The sequence below is a fragment of the Mycobacterium sp. NGS59 genome (genome assembly GCF_059812345.1).
The window spans coordinates 359,611-376,413 of the sequence record NZ_JCALCN010000002.1 but is presented as its reverse complement, the minus strand read 5'-3'; the positions used below and the strand labels follow the sequence as shown (position 1 = coordinate 376,413).

Genomic DNA, 16,803 nt, shown 5'->3' with positions numbered 1-16,803 from the left:
GATCGGAGACGCATCGGTGAAGACTTTCGCAGTAACCCACGCGCTTGCCCTGCTGATCGCCATGGCCGCAGTGACTCTTACGCCGACCGCTCACGCGGACATGCTGGTCGGCACCTACATGGCGAACACGGACCGGGATCGCGGCCACAACTGGCTTTGGGCGGTCCGGCCGTGCATCAGTCGCGCACCGGGATGCCTGACCATCGGCGGAATACCACAACCCAACGGGCAAGCGGCGTGGTACCAGGCAGATGCTCACCTGTCCAACGGCCGCTACACCATGGCGGTCGATGTGCCGGATGGTGTGCGCTGCGTGGTCCAGTTCCTTCCGTCGCATGATGTCTATTCGTGGGATGAAGCTACCTTGAGCGGTGAGCTGGTCACCACCTACGACACCGGCTGCGGGGGCAGCCCGGGGGGCACAGACACTTATCCGTTCACGCTGGTGCGATGGGGGTAGCCGCGAACGCCATACCCTGCGGGAACCGATTCCCGTGCTGAAACCGGGTAGACGCACATGCCAGCCCGATCGTCTCTCGATGGGCGCTCTTTCGACCGCGAATGTGCAGGAATGCCAATAACAGTGATACCGGAGTTCAGTCGATGCCGAAGGTGAAGCTCGGGAAGCTCGAGGGTGAAGCGAAGCCACCCCCGGAAGATTCGGCCACATCGAAGGCCGATGCGATGGCGTTGCTCGAGGAAGCCGAGGCAGAGGCCGCCGAAGCCGAAGCGTTAGCCGCCGCCGCTCGTGCGCGTGCCCGCGCCGCCCGGCTACGGCGCGAAATGCTGGCGAGCGACGAGACCGCCGAAGCCGAAACCACCCAAGCCGAGGCCGGCACCGCCGAAGCCGAGGTCGAGACTACCGACGCCGAGTTGGAAGCCGAGGCCACCGAAGCCGACCGGGACGCGAAAGATGGAGAAGAGTCCGGTCCGGAGGGCGACGAGGCGCTCGAAGCTGCGGAGCCGGTATCGCGGCGGGCTCGGCTGGCACGCCGGTTGCCTTCGCTGTCAACGGTTTTCAGAGTAATCGCGATCATCCTCAGCTGCGCATTCGTCGGCGTCAGCGGTTGCATCCTTTGGTACGAACATGACGCCGCCACGCGACAGCAGCGGGCAGCGAACTTCGTCGCCGGAGCGAAGCAGGGCGTCGTCAACATGACCTCCTTGGACTTCAATCACGCCAAGGAAGACGTCCAGCGGTTGCTCGACAGCTCCACCGGCGAGTTCAAAGACGACTTTCAGCAGCGTGCAAAGGATTTCGTGTCGGTGGTCGAGCAGTCCAAAGTGGTCACCCAGGGCACCATAAACGCAACGGCCGTCGAATCCATGGAAGAGCATTCGGCATCGGTATTGGTCGCGGCGACATCGCGAATCACCAACGCCGCGGGCGCCAAGGACGAACCACGCGTGTGGCGGCTCCGGGTGACCGTGACCGAAGAAGGCGGACAGTTCAAAATGTCGAAGTTGGAGTTCGTCGCGTGACCAGTGAAGACCGCGAAAGTCGTCTGACCCCCGAAAGCACCGACACCGCAGAGGTTGTCGACGGCGATGCGGAGGCAACCGAAGATGAGGTCGCCGACAAATCAAAAAAGCGCGAACAACGTGACCGGGCGCCGAGGCTGCGCAAGGTCAACGTCGTCACCGTGGCCCTGGTTTTGCTTCTGCTGACATCCGCCGGCGTGGCGACATGGTTGTATTTCGCGCGCTATCAGCCGAACCGACAGACCGACCGTAGCGTCGCCCAGACCGTCGTGACCGCGGCATCAGAGGGAACAGTTGCGCTGCTCTCCTACTCACCCGAGTCGCTGGACAAAGACTTTGCCAATGCCAAGTTGCACCTCTCCGGGGATTTCCTGTCTTACTACAACCAATTCACCGAGCAGATCGTGGCTCCGGCGGCGAAAGAAAAGTCGCTGAAAACTACCGCCCACGTGGTCCGGGCCGCCGTGTCGGAGTTGCACCCGGATTCAGCGGTGGTGCTGGTGTACGTCGACCAGAGCACCACGAGCAAGGACAGGCCCGATCCGTCGATGACGGCCAGCAGCGTGTTGGTGAGCTTGATCCGGGTCAATGGCAGCTGGCTGATCACCAAGTTCGACCCGGTCTAGCCTCGCGATCACCCGCGAGCAGACGCAAAAGCCCCCATTTCGTGCCGAAATGAGGGGCTTTTGCGTCTGCTCGCGGGAGGTGCCCCTAACCCCTTGGGAGGCCGAGTACCCGCTGGGCGATGATGTTGCGCTGAATCTCCGAGGTGCCCCCGGCGATGGTGCCGGAGAAGCTGCGCGCGTAGCGCTCGAACCAACTCGCGAAATAGTGGTCGAGGTTCATCGGCGCGTACGGCCCGGTCAACCCAGGATGAACGAGCCCGTCGCCGCCCGCGGCCGCCAACGCATACTCGGAGATCCGCAATTCGGCTTCGGAGCCAAGGAGTTTCAGCACCGAGATCGCCGACGTGTCGTCCTCACCGCGCGACGCGCGGGCCAGCGCGACCGAGCCCAGCAGACGCAGCGCCTGCTTGTCCATGATCGTGGACGCGTACTGGTCGCGGTCCAGTGCCGACGTGGGCCGGAAGTCGGTGAGCATGTTGTCCATCCGGTCGGCGAAACCCAGCCACATCATCGTGCGTTCGTGCCCGAGCGAACCGTTGGCCACCCGCCAGCCCTGGTTGAGTTCGCCGACCAGATTTTCCGCGGGCACTTTGACGTCAGTGAAGAACACCTCGTTGAAGTCCAGGTCGTCGGCGGCGCAGACCGACGGGAAAGGCCGGCACACCACGCCCTCGGTGTCGGTGGGGATCACCAATGCGCTGATGCCCTTGTGTTTTGGTGCGTCGGGGTCGGTGCGGACGAACGCCAGCAGGACGTCGGCGTCGTGCGCACCGGACGTCCACACCTTTTGCCCGTTGACCACGAAGTGGTCACCGTCGAGCACCGCCCGGGTACGCAGCGATGCCAGGTCCGAGCCCGCGCTCGGCTCGCTCATGCCCAGTGACGCGGTGATCTCCGCGCGCAGGATCGGCACCGCCCAACGCTGCTTCTGCTCGTCGTTGCCGAACGAAATCAGCGATGCCGCAACGATATTCACGCCCTGGGGGTTCAGGCTGTGGTAGATGCGGCGCCGGCACAGCTCCTCGAGGTACACGTACTGCTGCAGCACGCTCGCATTGCGTCCACCGAACTCCGGGGGTTGGGTGGGCAGCAGCCAACCGTTGTCGAACAGCAGGCGTTGCCACCGCCGCGCCCATTCCGGCATGTGTGACACCGAGCGTGGCCGCTCCACGGTTTCGCTTGCGTCCGGCAGGTTTTCGTCCAGGAACGCCGAGAACTCCGCGCGGAACTGCTCGACGTCGGAATCAAAAGTCAGCTGCACGGTACTCCTCGGCGATCTGGGCTCGATGCTCCGCCGCGCCACCGAGCATCAGTTCTCCCGCCTTGGCCCGCTTGAGCGCGAACTGCACGTCGTTCTCCCAGGTGAATCCCATGGCGCCGTGCAGCTGCAAGCCGTGCCGGAACACCAGCGACTGGCACTCACCGGCCGACGCCTTGGCCATCGCTGCGGCCAACCGCCGCCGCGGGTCGTCGGCGGAGATGGTCAGTGCGGCGAAGTAGGACAGCGCTCGGGCCCGCTGCACCGCGACGTGCATGTCGGCCGCCTTGTGCTGCACGGCCTGGAACGAGCCGATGGGAACTCCGAACTGATGGCGGCTGCGGACATGCTCGAGCACCATGTCCAGGATGCGTTGGCAGGCACCGACCATCGTGATGGCCATTCCGGTCAGCGCGACGTGACGCGCGCGCTCGGCGTCGACGGCCAGACGGTCGCTGTCGGGGACCCGGACCTGGTGGAAGGACAGGTCCGCCACATGCAGGACGGGATCGAAGACCGACTCGCGCCGCGCAGTGAGTTGAGCGGCATCGGTCAGGAAGACTCCGGCCTCGGTCACCACCGCCACCCGCTCCACCCGGTCGCCGTCCAGCACGTGCCGGGCGGTGCCGTCCAGCACCCAGCCCTCGGCATCGCGGCGCGCCGAAACCCCGCTGTACACCGCCGTTCCGGACTGATTCGGGTCGAAGCGGTCCCCCGCCAGCGGCGCGAACTGACTCATGGTCGCCAGGAACGGGGTCGGGTCGGTGGCGTGGCCGAGCTCTTCGACCACGATGGCCAGCTCGACGGCGCTGTCCTGCTCGTTCAGCTCGGTCCAGCCGAGCTCCCGGTACAGCTTCCACAAGGGTCCCCAGATGGGCTCGGTGTCGGCATCCTCTTCCGCCACGCTGCGCACCAGCGACGGCGGACATTGCTTGGTGACGACATCGCGCACCGTGTCCTGCCACAGCCGCTGATCAGCATCGAACTCCAAGAGCATCGCGGGGCGCCTCCCGTCCGGATTGTCTCGCGAGAATAACATTCTCTTTGAGGGAAGTAGTAATCTCAAAACCGGTTACGACTTACGCGAGGGGGCCAGATGCTGGACACCGCCGCCGTGCTGGTGCAGATCGAGGCGATAAAGCAGCTCAAAGCCCGCTACTGCCGCTATCTGGACACCAAACGCTGGGACGATTGGCGGCGGCTCTTCACCGACGACTTCGTCAGCGATACCTCGCCCTCGGGCGGAAAGCTGATTACCGGAGCCGACGAGTTCGTGTCCTACGTCCGCGGCATGTTGGGCGACAACCCCACCGTGCACCAGGTGCACGCACCGGAAATCGAGCTGACGACCGCGACGTCCGCGACCGGGATCTGGGCGTTGCAGGACGTGGTCCGGCTGCGTCCGGGCATCAACCTCGAGGGCTACGGGCACTATCACGAAACCTACGAGAAGACCGACGCCGGATGGCTGATCAAGACCTCGACGCTGACCCGGTTGCGTGAGGACGTGTTCAATCCATTGTTCTCCGTGCGCATTTCACCGCGGCTGCGCGACGCCGGAGCCGCACTGGCCCGGAGGTTCGAGAAATGAGCGAAACAGTCGTCGTCACCGGCGCTTTCGGGCAGGTCGGCAGGAGAACCTGCGAGATCCTGCTGCGCCGCGGCCGGACGGTGATCGCGATGGATCTGCCCGGCGACAACTCGACCGCCACCGCCGCCGCACTCACCGAAGCCGGACATCCGGGCACGCTGATCACCGAACACACCGATCTCACCGATGCCGCCGCCGTCGCCGCGGTAGTCGGCCGCCACCAGCCCGACGCGATCGTGCACCTCGCGGCTCTGGTCGCACCGCCCTCGTACCGCAACCCCGGACTGGCCCGCAAGATCAACGTCGGCGGCACCCGCAACCTGGTGACCGCCGCGCAGGCACTGAACGAGCCGTCGCTGTTCGTATTCGCTTCCAGCGCAGCGGTTTACGGCTCCCGCAACCCGCACCGGCATCCCGAACGGATCACCGCCGAGACCCCGATCAATCCGATCGACCAGTACGGCGAGGACAAAGTCCTGGCCGAGCAGGTCATCACCGAAAGCTCGCTGCCGCACGCGATCTTGCGCTTGGCCGCGATCGTCTCACCCGATGGCGCCGCCAGCTTCGATGGCGACTACCTGGTGCTGGTGCGCTCCACACCCGTCGACAACCGGATGCATGCGACCGACGCCCGAGACGTCGCGCTGGCCTTCGCCAACGCGGTCGACCGTCGCGCCGCGGTCGACGGCAAGGTGCTGATTATCGCCGGTGACGAAACCTGTGTCCTCACGATGAGCCAGATGCAGGACGACATGATGGCCGCCGTCGGCCTCGGCCGGCTGGGCCCGTCGATCGGTCTCCCCGGCAATCCGGACGACGACCGCGGCTGGGGTTTCACCGGCTGGTTCGACACCACCGAATCCCAAGCGCTGCTCGAGTTTCAGGAACACGACTGGTCCGACACCGTCGCCTATGTCGCCGAGTCGATGGGTCGTCGCCGCTTGCTGCTCAAGGCGCTGGGGCCGGTAATCCGGGTGGGATTGCGCGGGTACTTCAAGCTGCTCGACAGGAGGGAACGCCGCGGACCCTACGCCGACCCGTGGCAGATGATCGCCGCCAAGTACGGCCAAGGCGCGCTGGCTAATCCGTCATGAAACCGAAGAAACTGGTCATCGGAGCCAGTGGCTTTCTGGGCTCGCACGTCACCCGCCAACTCGTCGAAGCCGGCGAAGACGTGCGGGTCATGTTGCGGAAGACCAGTTCCACCAAAGGCATCGACGATCTGACCGTAGAGCGTTGCTACGGCGATGTTTTCGACGATGAGGCACTGCAGGCGGCCATGGAAGGATGCGACGTCGTCTATTACTGCGTCGTCGACGCGCGCATGTGGCTGCGCGACCCCGCGCCGTTGTTCCGCACCAACGTCGAGGGCCTGCGGCACGTGCTGGACGCGGCGTTGGCCGCGAATCTGCGCAAATTCGTATTCACCAGCAGTACCGGAACATTGGCGATCAACGACCACCGCGTGGTCACCGAAGCCGATCCGCACAACTGGAGCGACGGGGGCGCCTACATCGAATCCCGGGTGGCCGCAGAGAACCTGGTCCTTGGATACGCCCGCGAACGCGGTCTGCCGGCCGTCGCCATGTGCATCTCGACCACCTACGGACCGCGCGACCACGCGCCGACACCGCACGGCGGAGCCATCGCCCGGGTGGCCGCCGGCAAGTTGCCGTTCTACATGGGCTTCTCGCTGGAGGTGGTCGGTATCGAAGATGCCGCGCGGGCAATGCTTCTCGCGGCCGACAAGGGCCGAAATGGGGAGCGTTACATCATCTCCGACCGGTATATCAGCACCAAGGAATTGCACGCGATCGCGGCCCGTGCCGTCGGCCGGCGTCCACCGCGCATCCCGGTTCCGATGCCGGTGCTGCGTGTCATGTCACGCATCAACGACGTCGCCGCCCGGTTGGTGGACCGCGACCTCCCGTTCGCCTACGTCGGAACCCGCATGGCGGAGCTGATGTCCCCGCTCGACCACAGCAAGGCCGAGCGCGAATTGGGTTGGCAGCCTGAGCCGGTCGAGGACTCGATCGTCAAGGCCGCGCAGTTCTTCGCGGCGCAATCAGCGCGTCACTGAAGGGCAGACTGCGCCAGCTTCTCCTCGTAGCGTCGCGCCCACTCGGCCCGGGGCCGGATCGACACGTCGACGTCGGCGGCACCGGCCCGCAGCGCACCCACCGTCGACTCGGCTTTGGGCTTGCGGGCGAACGGATCCCAGCCGAAGAAGCGGCAGGAGTTCTGCCAGGTGATCTTGTCGATGTCGACGTCGTCGGCACCGACGCCGTCGAGTTCGGCCAGGACCTGCTCCGGGGCGTCGGGCCAGAAGCAGTCCGAGTGCGGATAGTCGCACTCCCAGGCGATGATGTCGATGCCGATCTCGTGGCGCAACTTCAACGACGTCTTGTCGGTGACATAGCAGGCCAATGAGTGCTCGCGGAACACGTCGCTGGGCAGCTTGTCGCCGAAGTCGCGACGCAGCCACTTCTGGTTGGTGTAGTGCCGATCGCTGCGGTCCAGATAGAAAGGGATCCAACCGATTCCGCCTTCGGAGAAGGCGAACTTCAGGTCGGGATAGTTGCGCATCGCCGGTCCCCACAGCAGATCCTGGGCACACATCGCCGAGATCTGGGTGGCCAGGATGATCAGGTTGTCGATGGGGGCATTGGGCGCCATGCTGATCGCTCCGAAGCCGGTGCCGATATGCAGGCACATCACCACGTTCTGTTCCGACAGCGTCCGGAAAACGGGGGCCCAGTACTCCTCGTCGTGGTAGCTCGGCAGACCTTCCAGGTGCGGCAGTTCCGGCATCGTGACCGCGCGACAACCCTTGGCGGCCACCCGGCGGATCTCCGCGCACATTGCGTCGACGTTCCAGGTCGGCAGGATGGCGATGGGGATGAAGCGGTCCGGATAGGAACCGGCCCATTCGTCGATGTGCCAGTCGTTGTACGCCGACACCATCACCAACGTGGCTTCCTCGCGGTGCATGTTGAGATGGCGTGCGGAGAACCCGGTGAACGTCGGAAAGCACATCGACGCAAGGATTCCGTTGCGGTTCATGTCGCGGACCCGCTCGTGCACGTCGTACACGCCGGGGCGCATCTCGGCGAAACCCGCCGGGTCGCGGCCCCACTCCTCGGCGGGCCAGGACACCACGGCGTTCAGTCCGCTGACGCCCTGCGGCCTGCCCTGGTACATCCATTGATCGACGCCCTTGTCATCGGTCACCACGATCGGCGCCTCGGGCTTGTACTTGGCCGGCACGTGGCGCAGGAACATGTCGGGGGGTTCGACGACGTGGTCGTCGATGCTCACCAGAATCATGTCGTCGACATGCATGCGGAACTCTCCTCTATTCAGCCCAGTAATTGATCGGCCGGACCGTCCCAGTGGTCCAGATCGACGGCCTCGGCGAGCGGGCGGCGCCGCACCGGCCCGTGTTTGCCTGCCGGCCAACCGATTACGACGTGCCCGGCCAGCATCCAGTTGTCAGGTACGCCCACCGCGTCGCGCAGCAGTTGCTCCCCGCCGTAAGACGCCCAACTGGTCATGCAGGCGCCCAGACCCTGGGCGCGGGCGGCCAGCAGGAAGTTCTGCATGGCCGGGAAGATCGAACCGCCGAGCAGCAGCTCCGACGCCGTCGGGTAGTGGATCTGCGCGAACAGCACGGACGTGAATTCGCCTGCCCGGTCGTGCAATTCGTAGGTCGCGCGGTTGGTGCGGGCCCGGCGGCTGTGATCGTCGGGATCCGGCCGGCTCATGCCGTAGACGGGCTCGATCACCTGCAGCGCCTGTGCCGCCGCCTTGGCCACCACGGCGCGCTGTTCGGGTGAACGCAACACGACAAACCGCCACCCCTGCGCGTTGGCACCCGATGGCGCCCACCTGGCCGCGTCGAGACACCGGGTCAGCGTGGCGTCGTCGACGGGTTCGTCGGTGAAACGCCGGATGGTGCGAGCGGTCGACATCACCTCCCAGATGTCATCGCTTGACTGGGTCACTGCGTCACGGCTTCCTCGGGTCCAGGAACAGATCCAGGATCGGGTCGGTTCCACCGCCGTACCGGCTCAGGTCGGACTTGCCCGCTTGGCGCAATACGTCGGCATCGATCAGGCACTCGCCAGTGCTGGACCGGGCGGGCCGGGTCACGATCTCGACCGCCGCATCCGCCATGATCGCCGGGTCGCGCGATCTGGCGAGTTCCGTCTCGGCCGTCGGGGAATTGGCGACGGCGGCGGTGGCGATGTAGGTCTCGGGCCACAGGCAATTGAAAGCTATTCCGGCGTCGGCATATTCGGCTGCCCAGCCCAGCGACAACAGGGACATGCCGTATTTGGACAGGGTGTAGGAGGGATGCGCCCCGAGCCAGTGCGGGCTCAGGTTCAGCGGCGGCGCGATCGTCAGGACATGCGGATTCTGTGATCGTCGCAGGTGCGGGAGGCTGGCTTTGGTCAGCAAGAAGGTGCCGCGGATGTTGATGTCCTGCATCAGGTCGAACTTCTTGGCCGACAGCGATTCGGTGCCTTCGGTGGCGATGGCGCTGGCGTTGTTGACGCAGATGTCGATGCCGCCGAACTCCCCGACCGCGTTGTCGACGGCGCGCTGGACATCCTCTTCGTTGCGGACGTCCCCCACCACCGCGAGCGCCCGGCCGCCGGCTTCCTCTATCTCGCGCGCCGCGGTGTATACGGTGCCCGGCAGTTTGGGATGCGGTTCGGCGGTCTTGGCGAGCAGCGCCACGTTGGCCCCGAGCCGGCCGAGCCCGAGGCCGATGGCCAGTCCGATGCCACGGCTTGCACCCGAAATGATCGCCGTGTGACCGGTCAGCGGCCCGCTGGATTCGCCGCTCATTGCTTCCGCCCCTCCTTGGCACGTGCCTCAGTTGTGTCCCACGAGTCGGACCAGGTCGCTACAGCGTGACAGTTTAGGGAAAATCTGTAAAGTCAGGGTCCGGCCACCCGAACCTGAGCCAAGAACGGACAGCTATGAAAAACCCGCTACGGCAAGCACTCTCCGCCGCCGGGTTGGCCGTGCACCTGGGTCGCGGCGTCGGCCGCGTCGCTACGGACGCCCTGGTCGGTCGTCGCGCCGGACTGCCGCGCGACGTCGATCAGCTCGAACCTGCTGTCCTCTCCGACGTGATGGGTGCCCATGTCGACACGGTCACCGTCCTGGGCAACCACGCGGGGACGTCGTCGCGGGCGCGGCTGGCGCTGACCGGTGACGGGGTACCGGAGTCGGTGTTCGTGAAGCTGACCGCGCAAACTGTCGCCACCCGATTGATGGGTGAACTGGGCCGACTCGGCCACACCGAGGTGCGTTTCTACAGTCAACTCGCCCCGCAGCTCACCGGAGTCCCGAGCGCATACGGGACCGCCTTCGACCGGTGGACCGGCCGTTATCTGCTGGTCCTGGAGGACCTGCCCGCCGACGAGTGCGAGTTTCCTGACACCCTGCATCCGCTGTCGGTCGACCAGGCCGGGCTGATCGTCGAACTGCTGGCCAAGCTGCATGCGACGTTCTGGGGGCGGCTACCCGGCAACGGTCGCGGACCGTTGGGCTGGCTGTACACACCCTCTGGCGACGTCACGTCCCTGCTGACCGGCTCGCTGATGAGCACCTCGATCAAGCGGCTCACCGAACGCACCGACATTGCCGTGGAGAACGGACGTTTCATCGCCGAGAACTACCCTGCCGTCGCCGCGATCCTCGACAGGCCGCCACACACCGTCATGCACGGCGACGCACACCCGGGCAATGTGTACTTCCGCGACGGGAAAGCCGGGCTGCTCGACTGGCAGGCGGTGCGCCGGGGCCACCCGTCGCGCGAACTCGCTTACACGCTGGTGACCAGCCTGACGCCGCAGGACCGCATCGCCGCCCAGCGCGACCTGCTCGATGACTACCGGCGTGCACTGGCCGCAGCCGGCGGACCCGATATCGACCGCGACGACCTGTGGCAGCGTTTCCGCCAGGGTGCGCTGTACGCCTACGTGGCCGCGCTGATCACCGCCGGGATGGGCGGGATGCAGGTCGAGGACATCGCACTGGAGGGCCTGCGGCGCAGCGTGGCCGCACTGGACGACCTCGAAACCGTTGCACTGCTCAAAGTTTCGCTGTAAGCGGCGACCGTCCGCTGCCACGTTGACGCTCGAATCCCGTCGAAACCAGCGCCGGGTCCGGTTATGATAGACACCACTTGTTTCGCGCAGGTAAACATGTGCTCACACGGCCCGTCATCGCAGGAGAAGGAGTAACAAATGACGGCTCGGCAACGGGGTCGCGTCGCTCTGGTACTCGCAAGCCTGATAGCGGCCGGAGCGCTCGCCGTCACGCTCATTCATCCCGCCCGCGCCCACGCCCCCCAGCAACTGCCGAACAATCTGCCGCCGCATGTCACCCACTACGGCGCCATCGCCTACTCCCCGGACGGTGCCTCCGGCAAAGCACGACGTCATCTCAGCAAGTTGGGCGCGGAGCAGGCGGCGCTGGAACGCTGCGGCTCCGCCGCGTGCACGGTGGTGAGCACCTTCACCCGGTGCGGCGCCGTTGCCCATGACGGGACGATCTATCACGGCGGGATCGGTCTGACGCGCCAAGCCGCCGAGCACCATGCCATCAGTAGCCTCGGCCGCGGATGGCCGGTCGACTGGGCATGCAACTGACCGCGTCCGCCCGGCGCCGCTGAATTCCGCTTTCCGACAAGCGGATCGGGCACCCGCCACGCCGGCCCTACACTCCTGACTGTCCGCACTAGTCGCAAAGGAGTCCGGCATTGGACAGCGAGACATACCAGCGGGGACGGCAGATCCGCTCGGAAGTCCTGGGGAAGGCCTATGTCGACAAGGCACTGGCCGAAGCAGACGACTTCACCGGGCCGCTGCAGGATCTCGTCACCGAATACTGCTGGGGCGCGGTGTGGGGACGCGAGGGACTGAGCCGCAAGACCCGCAGCATGCTGAACCTGGCCATGACCTCGGTGCTGAACCGGCCGCACGAGCTGCGCACCCACATCAGGGCCGCCTTGACCAACGGAGTCACGCGCGAGGAGATCCGCGAGATCTTCCTGCAGGTCGCCATCTACGCCGGAGTTCCGGCGGCGGTCGACAGCTTCCGCGCTGCCGGGGAGATCTTCGACGAGCTCGGCGAGAGCTGACACCGTGGACATCGGCTTTATCGGGTTGGGCCAGATGGGATTTCCGATGGCGCGTCGGCTCGCCGAAGCGGGTCACCAGATCGTCGCCTTCGACACCAGCGCCATCGCTCTCGAGCGGGTCGCGGCCCTCGGCGCCCAGACGGCCTCCTGCGCGCGGGACGTCGCCGACAGAGCGGAGACTGTGCTGGCCAGTCTGCCGACGCCGGCCGCGTCGCTCGCCGTGGCCACCGGCCCGGCCGGGGTCATCGAGGGCTCGCGAGTCAGACACTATGTCGACCTGTCCACCACCGGCAGCCACACCGCGCTGCGGATCCACGAGCTTCTTGCCCGTCGCGACATCGTCGTCATCGACAGCCCGGTCAGCGGTGGCGTCGGCGGCGCCGAGCGCGGAACGCTGGCGCTGATGGTGTCGGGCCCACGGGAAGCCTTCGACGCCGTCGCCGGCGTGCTCGAGACGCTTGGCCGTCCCTTCTACATCGGCGCCAAACCCGGCGCCGGGCAAACCATGAAGCTGGCGAACAACATCCTCGCGGCCAATGTGCTGGTCGCCACGGCAGAAGTGGTGGTGATGGGGGTCAAGGCGGGCCTGGACCCGGCCGTGATGATCGAGGTGCTCAACGCCGGTTCGGGCGGCACCAGCGCCAGCCGGGACAAGTTCCCCCGGGCGATCCTGCCGCGCACCTTCGATTACGGGTTCGCCACCGGCCTGATGGTCAAAGACGTCCGGCTCTACCTGGAGGAAGCACGCGCGCTGGGGGTGCCGACCGACCTGGCCGACGCCGTCGGACAGCTGTGGGAGGCCGCCGCCCGCCACCAGGGATTCGACTCCGACTTCACCGCGGTCATCAAGCCGTTCGAACAGGCGGCAGGCGTCACCGTCGAGGCGGCGGAGCCCCCGCAATAAGTTACATCCGACGCCGAGAATGTTATTATCCTTTGAGAAGAACTACACTTGCAGGCGAGCCATAAAATGTGCTGCTACCTGGACAGATGAGTAACCGAAACGCTTACCGGGAATCCGTTGAGGGATGGCGAGGCAGAATGTTAGGTTATCTATCATATGACCTGGCCGAGCCTGGTCCCGCCGGTGCCGGAGGGTGGCAATCGTGATCGAAGATGCTGACGGAGTCCGCACGCCGGTCATCGACGCCAGCGTGCACATCTTCTTTCCGTCCAACAAAGACCTGCGCAGCTTCCTGCGCGAGCCGTTCAAGAGCCGTGGTTTCCCCGACTACGAAAACGACTGGTACGGCGCGCCGGGCGGCGAGTACGCGCCCAACACCAAAGGGCCGGAACGGGGCCGCAGCTATCCGGGTTCGGATCCCGAATTCGTTGCCCACGAACTGTTTTCCAAGCGCGGGGTGGATGTGGCGATCCTGCACCCGATGGGTCGCGGGATCATGCCGGACCGGCATCTGGGCAGCGCGCTGCACGCGGCGCACAACGAGATGATGGTGTCGCGCTGGCTGGAGCACGACGAGTTCGGCGAACGTTTTCGGGGCACCATCCGGGTCAATCCCGACGACGTCGCCGGCGCGCTGCGCGAGATCGGGAAGTACCGGGACCACCCGCGGGTGGTTCAGCTCGGTCTTCCGCTGCAGTCCCGCGAGGTCTACGGGAAGCCGCAGTTCTGGCCGTTGTTCGAAGCTGCCGTCGACGCCGGCCTGCCGATCGCGGTGCACATCGAGTCCGGCTCGGGCATCGGCTTCGCCCCGACGCCGTCCGGCAATACCCGCACCTACGAGCAATACGTCAGCTTCATGGCGCTGAACTACCTCTATCACCTGATGAACATGATCGCCGAGGGCGTGTTCGAACGCTTCCCCGGCCTGAAATTCGTCTGGGCCGACGGCGCCGCCGACTTCGTGACGCCGTTCATGTGGCGGATGGACACGTTCGGCCGGCCGCACCTGGAACAGACGCCCTGGGCCCCGCGGATACCGAGTGACTACCTGCCCGGCCACGTCTATTTCGTGCAGGGTGCGCTGGACGGACCCGGCGACGTCGAGTTCGCCGGCGAATGGTTCGGCTTCACCGGCAAGGACGACATGGTGATGTTCGGCTCCAGCTATCCGCACTGGCAGTGCGGTGACATCCGCAAGCTGCCCAAGGCGCTTTCGGACGAACAGCGCGAGAAGGTGTGTTGGCGCAACGCGGCGCAGCTCTACGGCATAGACATCCCCGCCGGGGTGGGCGCACAGTAGAAAAGACGGGCCAGACCGAGGAGATTGAGATGACCGTGACGTCTTCCACGCATTCGCAGGAGCGGGTTCCGCCCGCCGAGCGCATAGCCGTCCGCTGCGTCGACTCCGATGTCCACCCGGCGCCCAAGCGCGGCGAACTCCTCCCCTACATCCCGGAACCGTGGCGCAGCAAGTACTTTCTGACCCGCACCGTCGGTGAGCAGATCTACTACGACGCTCCGGATTACGCGCACAGCTATGCGATGCGGGTGGACTCGTTCCCGCCCAACGGCGAGTTCCCCTGCAGCGACCCGGACCTCGCTTTCCGCCAGCTGATCATGGAGGCCGGCTCGGACATCGCGATCCTGGAACCGGCGGCGTATCCGGCCCGCATTCACGAGGCGCAGCACGCCATGTCGGTCGCGTTGAACGACTGGCAGGCCAATCACTGGCTGGACAGCCACAACAACTGGCACCAGCGCTGGCGCGGGTCGATCTGCGCCGCGATTGAGGACCCGGAAGCAGCGGTGCGCGAGATCGAACGCTGGGTGGGGCACCCGTACATGGCGCAGATCCTGATCAAGGCCGAGCCGCGGCCGTCCTGGGGTCACCCCAAATACGACCCGATCTGGGCGGCCGCCACCAAGCACGACATCACGGTGAGCTGTCACCTGTCCCGCAGCCACTACGAGGAGCTACCGACACCCCCGGTAGGTTTCCCCAGCTACAACCACGACTTCATGGTCACCTACTCGTTGTTGGCCGCCAACCAGGTGATGAGCCTGATCTTCGACGGCGTGTTCGACCGGTTCCCGACCCTGCGGATCGTCTTCGTCGAGCACGCGTTCACCTGGATCCTGCCGCTGATGTGGCGGATGGACGCCATCTACGAGGCACGCAAGTCGTGGGTCGATATCAAGCGCAAACCGTCCGAATACGTCAAGGACCACATCAAATTCACCACCCAGCCGCTGGATTACCCCGAAGACAAGACCGAGCTGACCCGTGCGCTGGAGTGGATGGAGTGCGAGAAGATCCTGCTGTTCTCCTCGGACTACCCGCACTGGACGTTCGACGACCCGCGCTGGCTGGTCAAGCACCTGCCCAAAGCGGCCCGCGACGCGGTGATGTACAAGAACGGCATCGCGACATACCACCTCCCCGAGACCGTGCCGGTGCTCGAGGGACAGGTTCGGGTGCTCTGAGTTGACAGCTGAAGACAACGGGGCGGTGCGAAGCCCCCAGCCCCGCCTCGCCCAGGGCCGCGAGCATGTGGTGGCGACCGTCGACGAAATCCCGCCCGGCACACACAAACTCGTGCCGATCGGACGTCACGGCGTCGGCGTCTACAACGTCAACGGCACTTTCTACGCGATCGCGAATTACTGTCCCCATCAAGGCGGCCCACTGTGCTCGGGGCGGGCCCGCGGTCGCACCGTGGTCGACGAGTCGGCTCCCGGCGACGCCGTGATGGTGCGCGATCTGGAGTTCATCTACTGCCCCTGGCACCAGTGGGGTTTCGAGCTGGCGACGGGTACCACCGCGGTCAAGCCGGAGTGGAGCATCCGCACCTATCCGGTCCGCGTGATCGGCAATGACGTGTTGGTGATGGCGTGACGGCGCAGGAGAATCGGGTGTCCACGGTCGAGGTCAACGGCGGCAACGTAGTCTACGAAATCCTCGGCGACTCAGGCGATCTCATCGTAATGACGCCGGGCGGCCGATTCAGCAAGGACGTGCCGGGACTGCGCCCGTTGGCCGAGGCGCTGGTTGCCGGAGGGTACCGCGCGCTGCTGTGGGACCGTCCCAATTGCGGCGCCTCCGACGTGCAGTTCTACGGGCAGAGCGAGTCGCACATGCGCGCCGAGACGCTGCACGGTCTGCTGCAGGCGCTGGGCGTCGAAAGGTGCATTCTGGCGGGAGGCTCTGGCGGAGCACGAGATTCGATGCTCACCACCATGCTCTACCCCGACCTGGTCAAGAAGCTGGTGGTGTGGAACATCGTCGGCGGCGTCTACGGCACCTTCGTGCTGGGTTCCTACTACGTGGTTCCCAGCATCCTCGCGGTCCGCGGCACCGGCATGGACGGCGTGACGAAAGTGGCCGAGTGGCGTGAGCGGATCGAGGAGAACCCGGCCAACAAACAGCGGTTCCTCGACTTCGACAACGCCGAGTTCCTCAAGGTGATGATGCGCTGGCTCAACGCGTTCGTGTCCAAGCCGGGACAGACCATCCCGGGCGTCGAAGACGAGATGTTCGACCGCATCAAGGTTCCCACGCTGATCATCCGCGGCGGCGAGAACGACCTCGACCACCCGAAGCGCACGTCGCTGGAAGTCAGCTGTTTGATCAAGGGATCCACGCTGATCGACCCGCCGTGGCCCGAGGACGCCTGGGAACGGGCATCGGAAGATCGCGCGGCCGGCCGGGTCACGCACTTCAACATGTTCGACACCTGGGTGCTGGCCGCGCCGCCGATCCTCGAATTCCTGGGCAGCACATGA

19 protein-coding genes are annotated in these 16,803 nt (G+C 65.7%); 14 read left to right on the top strand and 5 right to left on the bottom strand.

What is annotated here, in order from left to right; genetic code table 11:
* Positions 1-61 precede the first annotated feature (61 nt).
* The 3 genes from AC5Y46_RS04340 (at position 62) to AC5Y46_RS04330 (ending at position 2,108) form a co-directional block, all read left to right on the top strand.
* Positions 62-460, top strand: a complete 399-nt coding sequence (locus AC5Y46_RS04340; protein WP_499946445.1) for a hypothetical protein — start codon at positions 62-64, stop codon at positions 458-460.
* 143 nt (positions 461-603) lie between these two features.
* Entirely contained in the window at positions 604-1,482 is an 879-nt protein-coding gene (locus AC5Y46_RS04335; RefSeq protein WP_499946410.1) for an Rv1363c family protein, read from the top strand.
* Entirely contained in the window at positions 1,479-2,108 is a 630-nt protein-coding gene (locus AC5Y46_RS04330) for a hypothetical protein (RefSeq protein ID WP_499990280.1), read from the top strand. The genes AC5Y46_RS04335 and AC5Y46_RS04330 overlap by 4 nt, the downstream gene beginning before the upstream one ends.
* 85 nt (positions 2,109-2,193) lie before the next feature.
* On the opposite strand, the gene AC5Y46_RS04325 is transcribed toward AC5Y46_RS04330, so the two are convergent.
* Together AC5Y46_RS04325 and AC5Y46_RS04320 are read right to left on the bottom strand one after the other, a co-directional pair.
* Entirely contained in the window at positions 2,194-3,369 is a 1,176-nt protein-coding gene (locus AC5Y46_RS04325; protein WP_499946412.1) for an acyl-CoA dehydrogenase family protein, read from the bottom strand.
* Positions 3,353-4,363 (bottom strand): acyl-CoA dehydrogenase family protein, encoded by a 1,011-nt coding sequence (locus AC5Y46_RS04320; RefSeq protein ID WP_499946413.1) that lies wholly within the window; start codon positions 4,361-4,363, stop codon positions 3,353-3,355. The genes AC5Y46_RS04325 and AC5Y46_RS04320 overlap by 17 nt, the downstream gene beginning before the upstream one ends.
* A gap of 99 nt (positions 4,364-4,462) precedes the next feature.
* On the opposite strand from AC5Y46_RS04320, the gene AC5Y46_RS04315 reads away from it, so the two are divergent.
* Genes AC5Y46_RS04315 through AC5Y46_RS04305 form a run of 3 tightly spaced genes read left to right on the top strand, consistent with a single transcriptional unit; the run spans position 4,463 to position 7,037 of the window.
* Positions 4,463-4,957: a nuclear transport factor 2 family protein gene (locus AC5Y46_RS04315; protein WP_499946414.1), complete on the top strand. Its 495-nt coding sequence runs from the start codon at positions 4,463-4,465 to the stop codon at positions 4,955-4,957.
* On the top strand, positions 4,954-6,051 hold the full coding sequence (locus AC5Y46_RS04310; protein WP_499946415.1) for an NAD-dependent epimerase/dehydratase family protein: 1,098 nt from the start codon (positions 4,954-4,956) through the stop codon (positions 6,049-6,051). Before AC5Y46_RS04315 ends, AC5Y46_RS04310 begins: the two co-directional genes overlap by 4 nt.
* Positions 6,048-7,037 carry an NAD-dependent epimerase/dehydratase family protein gene (locus tag AC5Y46_RS04305; RefSeq protein ID WP_499946416.1) on the top strand — a complete coding sequence of 330 codons (990 nt, stop codon included), beginning with the start codon at positions 6,048-6,050 and terminating at the stop codon, positions 7,035-7,037. Before AC5Y46_RS04310 ends, AC5Y46_RS04305 begins: the two co-directional genes overlap by 4 nt.
* On the opposite strand, the gene AC5Y46_RS04300 is transcribed toward AC5Y46_RS04305, so the two are convergent.
* Genes AC5Y46_RS04300 through AC5Y46_RS04290 form a run of 3 tightly spaced genes read right to left on the bottom strand, consistent with a single transcriptional unit; the run spans position 7,031 to position 9,811 of the window.
* Positions 7,031-8,299: an amidohydrolase family protein gene (locus AC5Y46_RS04300; protein ID WP_499946417.1), complete on the bottom strand. Its 1,269-nt coding sequence runs from the start codon at positions 8,297-8,299 to the stop codon at positions 7,031-7,033. The genes AC5Y46_RS04305 and AC5Y46_RS04300 overlap by 7 nt on opposite strands.
* A gap of 17 nt (positions 8,300-8,316) precedes the next feature.
* The gene (locus AC5Y46_RS04295; protein ID WP_499946446.1) at positions 8,317-8,928 is read right to left on the bottom strand and encodes a nitroreductase family protein; all 612 of its coding nucleotides are present in this window, start codon (positions 8,926-8,928) and stop codon (positions 8,317-8,319) included.
* A 37-nt stretch (positions 8,929-8,965) separates the two neighbouring features.
* Entirely contained in the window at positions 8,966-9,811 is an 846-nt protein-coding gene (locus AC5Y46_RS04290) for an SDR family oxidoreductase (RefSeq protein ID WP_499946418.1), read from the bottom strand.
* 134 nt (positions 9,812-9,945) lie between these two features.
* Between AC5Y46_RS04290 and AC5Y46_RS04285 the strand changes: the two genes are divergently transcribed.
* From AC5Y46_RS04285 to AC5Y46_RS04250, 8 genes are all read left to right on the top strand, one after another.
* Positions 9,946-11,082, top strand: coding sequence for a phosphotransferase (locus tag AC5Y46_RS04285; RefSeq protein WP_499946419.1), 1,137 nt, complete (start codon positions 9,946-9,948; stop codon positions 11,080-11,082).
* Positions 11,083-11,220: 138 nt separating this feature from the next.
* Complete coding sequence (locus AC5Y46_RS04280; RefSeq protein WP_499946420.1) at positions 11,221-11,625, top strand: DUF4189 domain-containing protein; 405 nt, start codon at positions 11,221-11,223, stop codon at positions 11,623-11,625.
* Positions 11,626-11,735: 110 nt separating this feature from the next.
* On the top strand, positions 11,736-12,116 hold the full coding sequence (locus tag AC5Y46_RS04275; RefSeq protein WP_499946421.1) for a carboxymuconolactone decarboxylase family protein: 381 nt from the start codon (positions 11,736-11,738) through the stop codon (positions 12,114-12,116).
* A 4-nt stretch (positions 12,117-12,120) separates the two neighbouring features.
* Positions 12,121-13,020 carry an NAD(P)-dependent oxidoreductase gene (locus tag AC5Y46_RS04270; protein WP_499946422.1) on the top strand — a complete coding sequence of 300 codons (900 nt, stop codon included), beginning with the start codon at positions 12,121-12,123 and terminating at the stop codon, positions 13,018-13,020.
* A 202-nt stretch (positions 13,021-13,222) separates the two neighbouring features.
* Complete coding sequence (locus AC5Y46_RS04265) at positions 13,223-14,320, top strand: amidohydrolase family protein (RefSeq protein WP_499946423.1); 1,098 nt, start codon at positions 13,223-13,225, stop codon at positions 14,318-14,320.
* A gap of 29 nt (positions 14,321-14,349) precedes the next feature.
* Positions 14,350-15,504, top strand: coding sequence for an amidohydrolase family protein (locus tag AC5Y46_RS04260; protein ID WP_499946424.1), 1,155 nt, complete (start codon positions 14,350-14,352; stop codon positions 15,502-15,504).
* Position 15,505: 1 nt separating this feature from the next.
* Positions 15,506-15,916, top strand: coding sequence for a Rieske (2Fe-2S) protein (locus tag AC5Y46_RS04255; protein ID WP_499946425.1), 411 nt, complete (start codon positions 15,506-15,508; stop codon positions 15,914-15,916).
* Positions 15,913-16,803 carry an alpha/beta fold hydrolase gene (locus AC5Y46_RS04250; RefSeq protein ID WP_499946426.1) on the top strand — a complete coding sequence of 297 codons (891 nt, stop codon included), beginning with the start codon at positions 15,913-15,915 and terminating at the stop codon, positions 16,801-16,803. The genes AC5Y46_RS04255 and AC5Y46_RS04250 overlap by 4 nt, the downstream gene beginning before the upstream one ends.

Excerpts from the sequence above, each read along its gene's own strand:
- AC5Y46_RS04340 (WP_499946445.1), top strand. The coding sequence starts at position 62 with ATGGCCGCAGTGACTCTTACGCCGACCGCTCACGCGGACATGCTGGTC.
- AC5Y46_RS04335 (WP_499946410.1), top strand. The coding sequence starts at position 604 with ATGCCGAAGGTGAAGCTCGGGAAGCTCGAGGGTGAAGCGAAGCCACCC.
- AC5Y46_RS04310 (WP_499946415.1), top strand. The coding sequence starts at position 4,954 with ATGAGCGAAACAGTCGTCGTCACCGGCGCTTTCGGGCAGGTCGGCAGG.
- AC5Y46_RS04280 (WP_499946420.1), top strand. The coding sequence starts at position 11,221 with ATGACGGCTCGGCAACGGGGTCGCGTCGCTCTGGTACTCGCAAGCCTG.
- AC5Y46_RS04320 (WP_499946413.1), bottom strand. The coding sequence starts at position 4,363 with ATGCTCTTGGAGTTCGATGCTGATCAGCGGCTGTGGCAGGACACGGTG.
- AC5Y46_RS04305 (WP_499946416.1), top strand. The coding sequence starts at position 6,048 with ATGAAACCGAAGAAACTGGTCATCGGAGCCAGTGGCTTTCTGGGCTCG.
- AC5Y46_RS04285 (WP_499946419.1), top strand. The coding sequence starts at position 9,946 with ATGAAAAACCCGCTACGGCAAGCACTCTCCGCCGCCGGGTTGGCCGTG.
- AC5Y46_RS04295 (WP_499946446.1), bottom strand. The coding sequence starts at position 8,928 with ATGTCGACCGCTCGCACCATCCGGCGTTTCACCGACGAACCCGTCGAC.
- AC5Y46_RS04315 (WP_499946414.1), top strand. The coding sequence starts at position 4,463 with ATGCTGGACACCGCCGCCGTGCTGGTGCAGATCGAGGCGATAAAGCAG.
- AC5Y46_RS04290 (WP_499946418.1), bottom strand. The coding sequence starts at position 9,811 with ATGAGCGGCGAATCCAGCGGGCCGCTGACCGGTCACACGGCGATCATT.
- AC5Y46_RS04260 (WP_499946424.1), top strand. The coding sequence starts at position 14,350 with ATGACCGTGACGTCTTCCACGCATTCGCAGGAGCGGGTTCCGCCCGCC.
- AC5Y46_RS04300 (WP_499946417.1), bottom strand. The coding sequence starts at position 8,299 with ATGCATGTCGACGACATGATTCTGGTGAGCATCGACGACCACGTCGTC.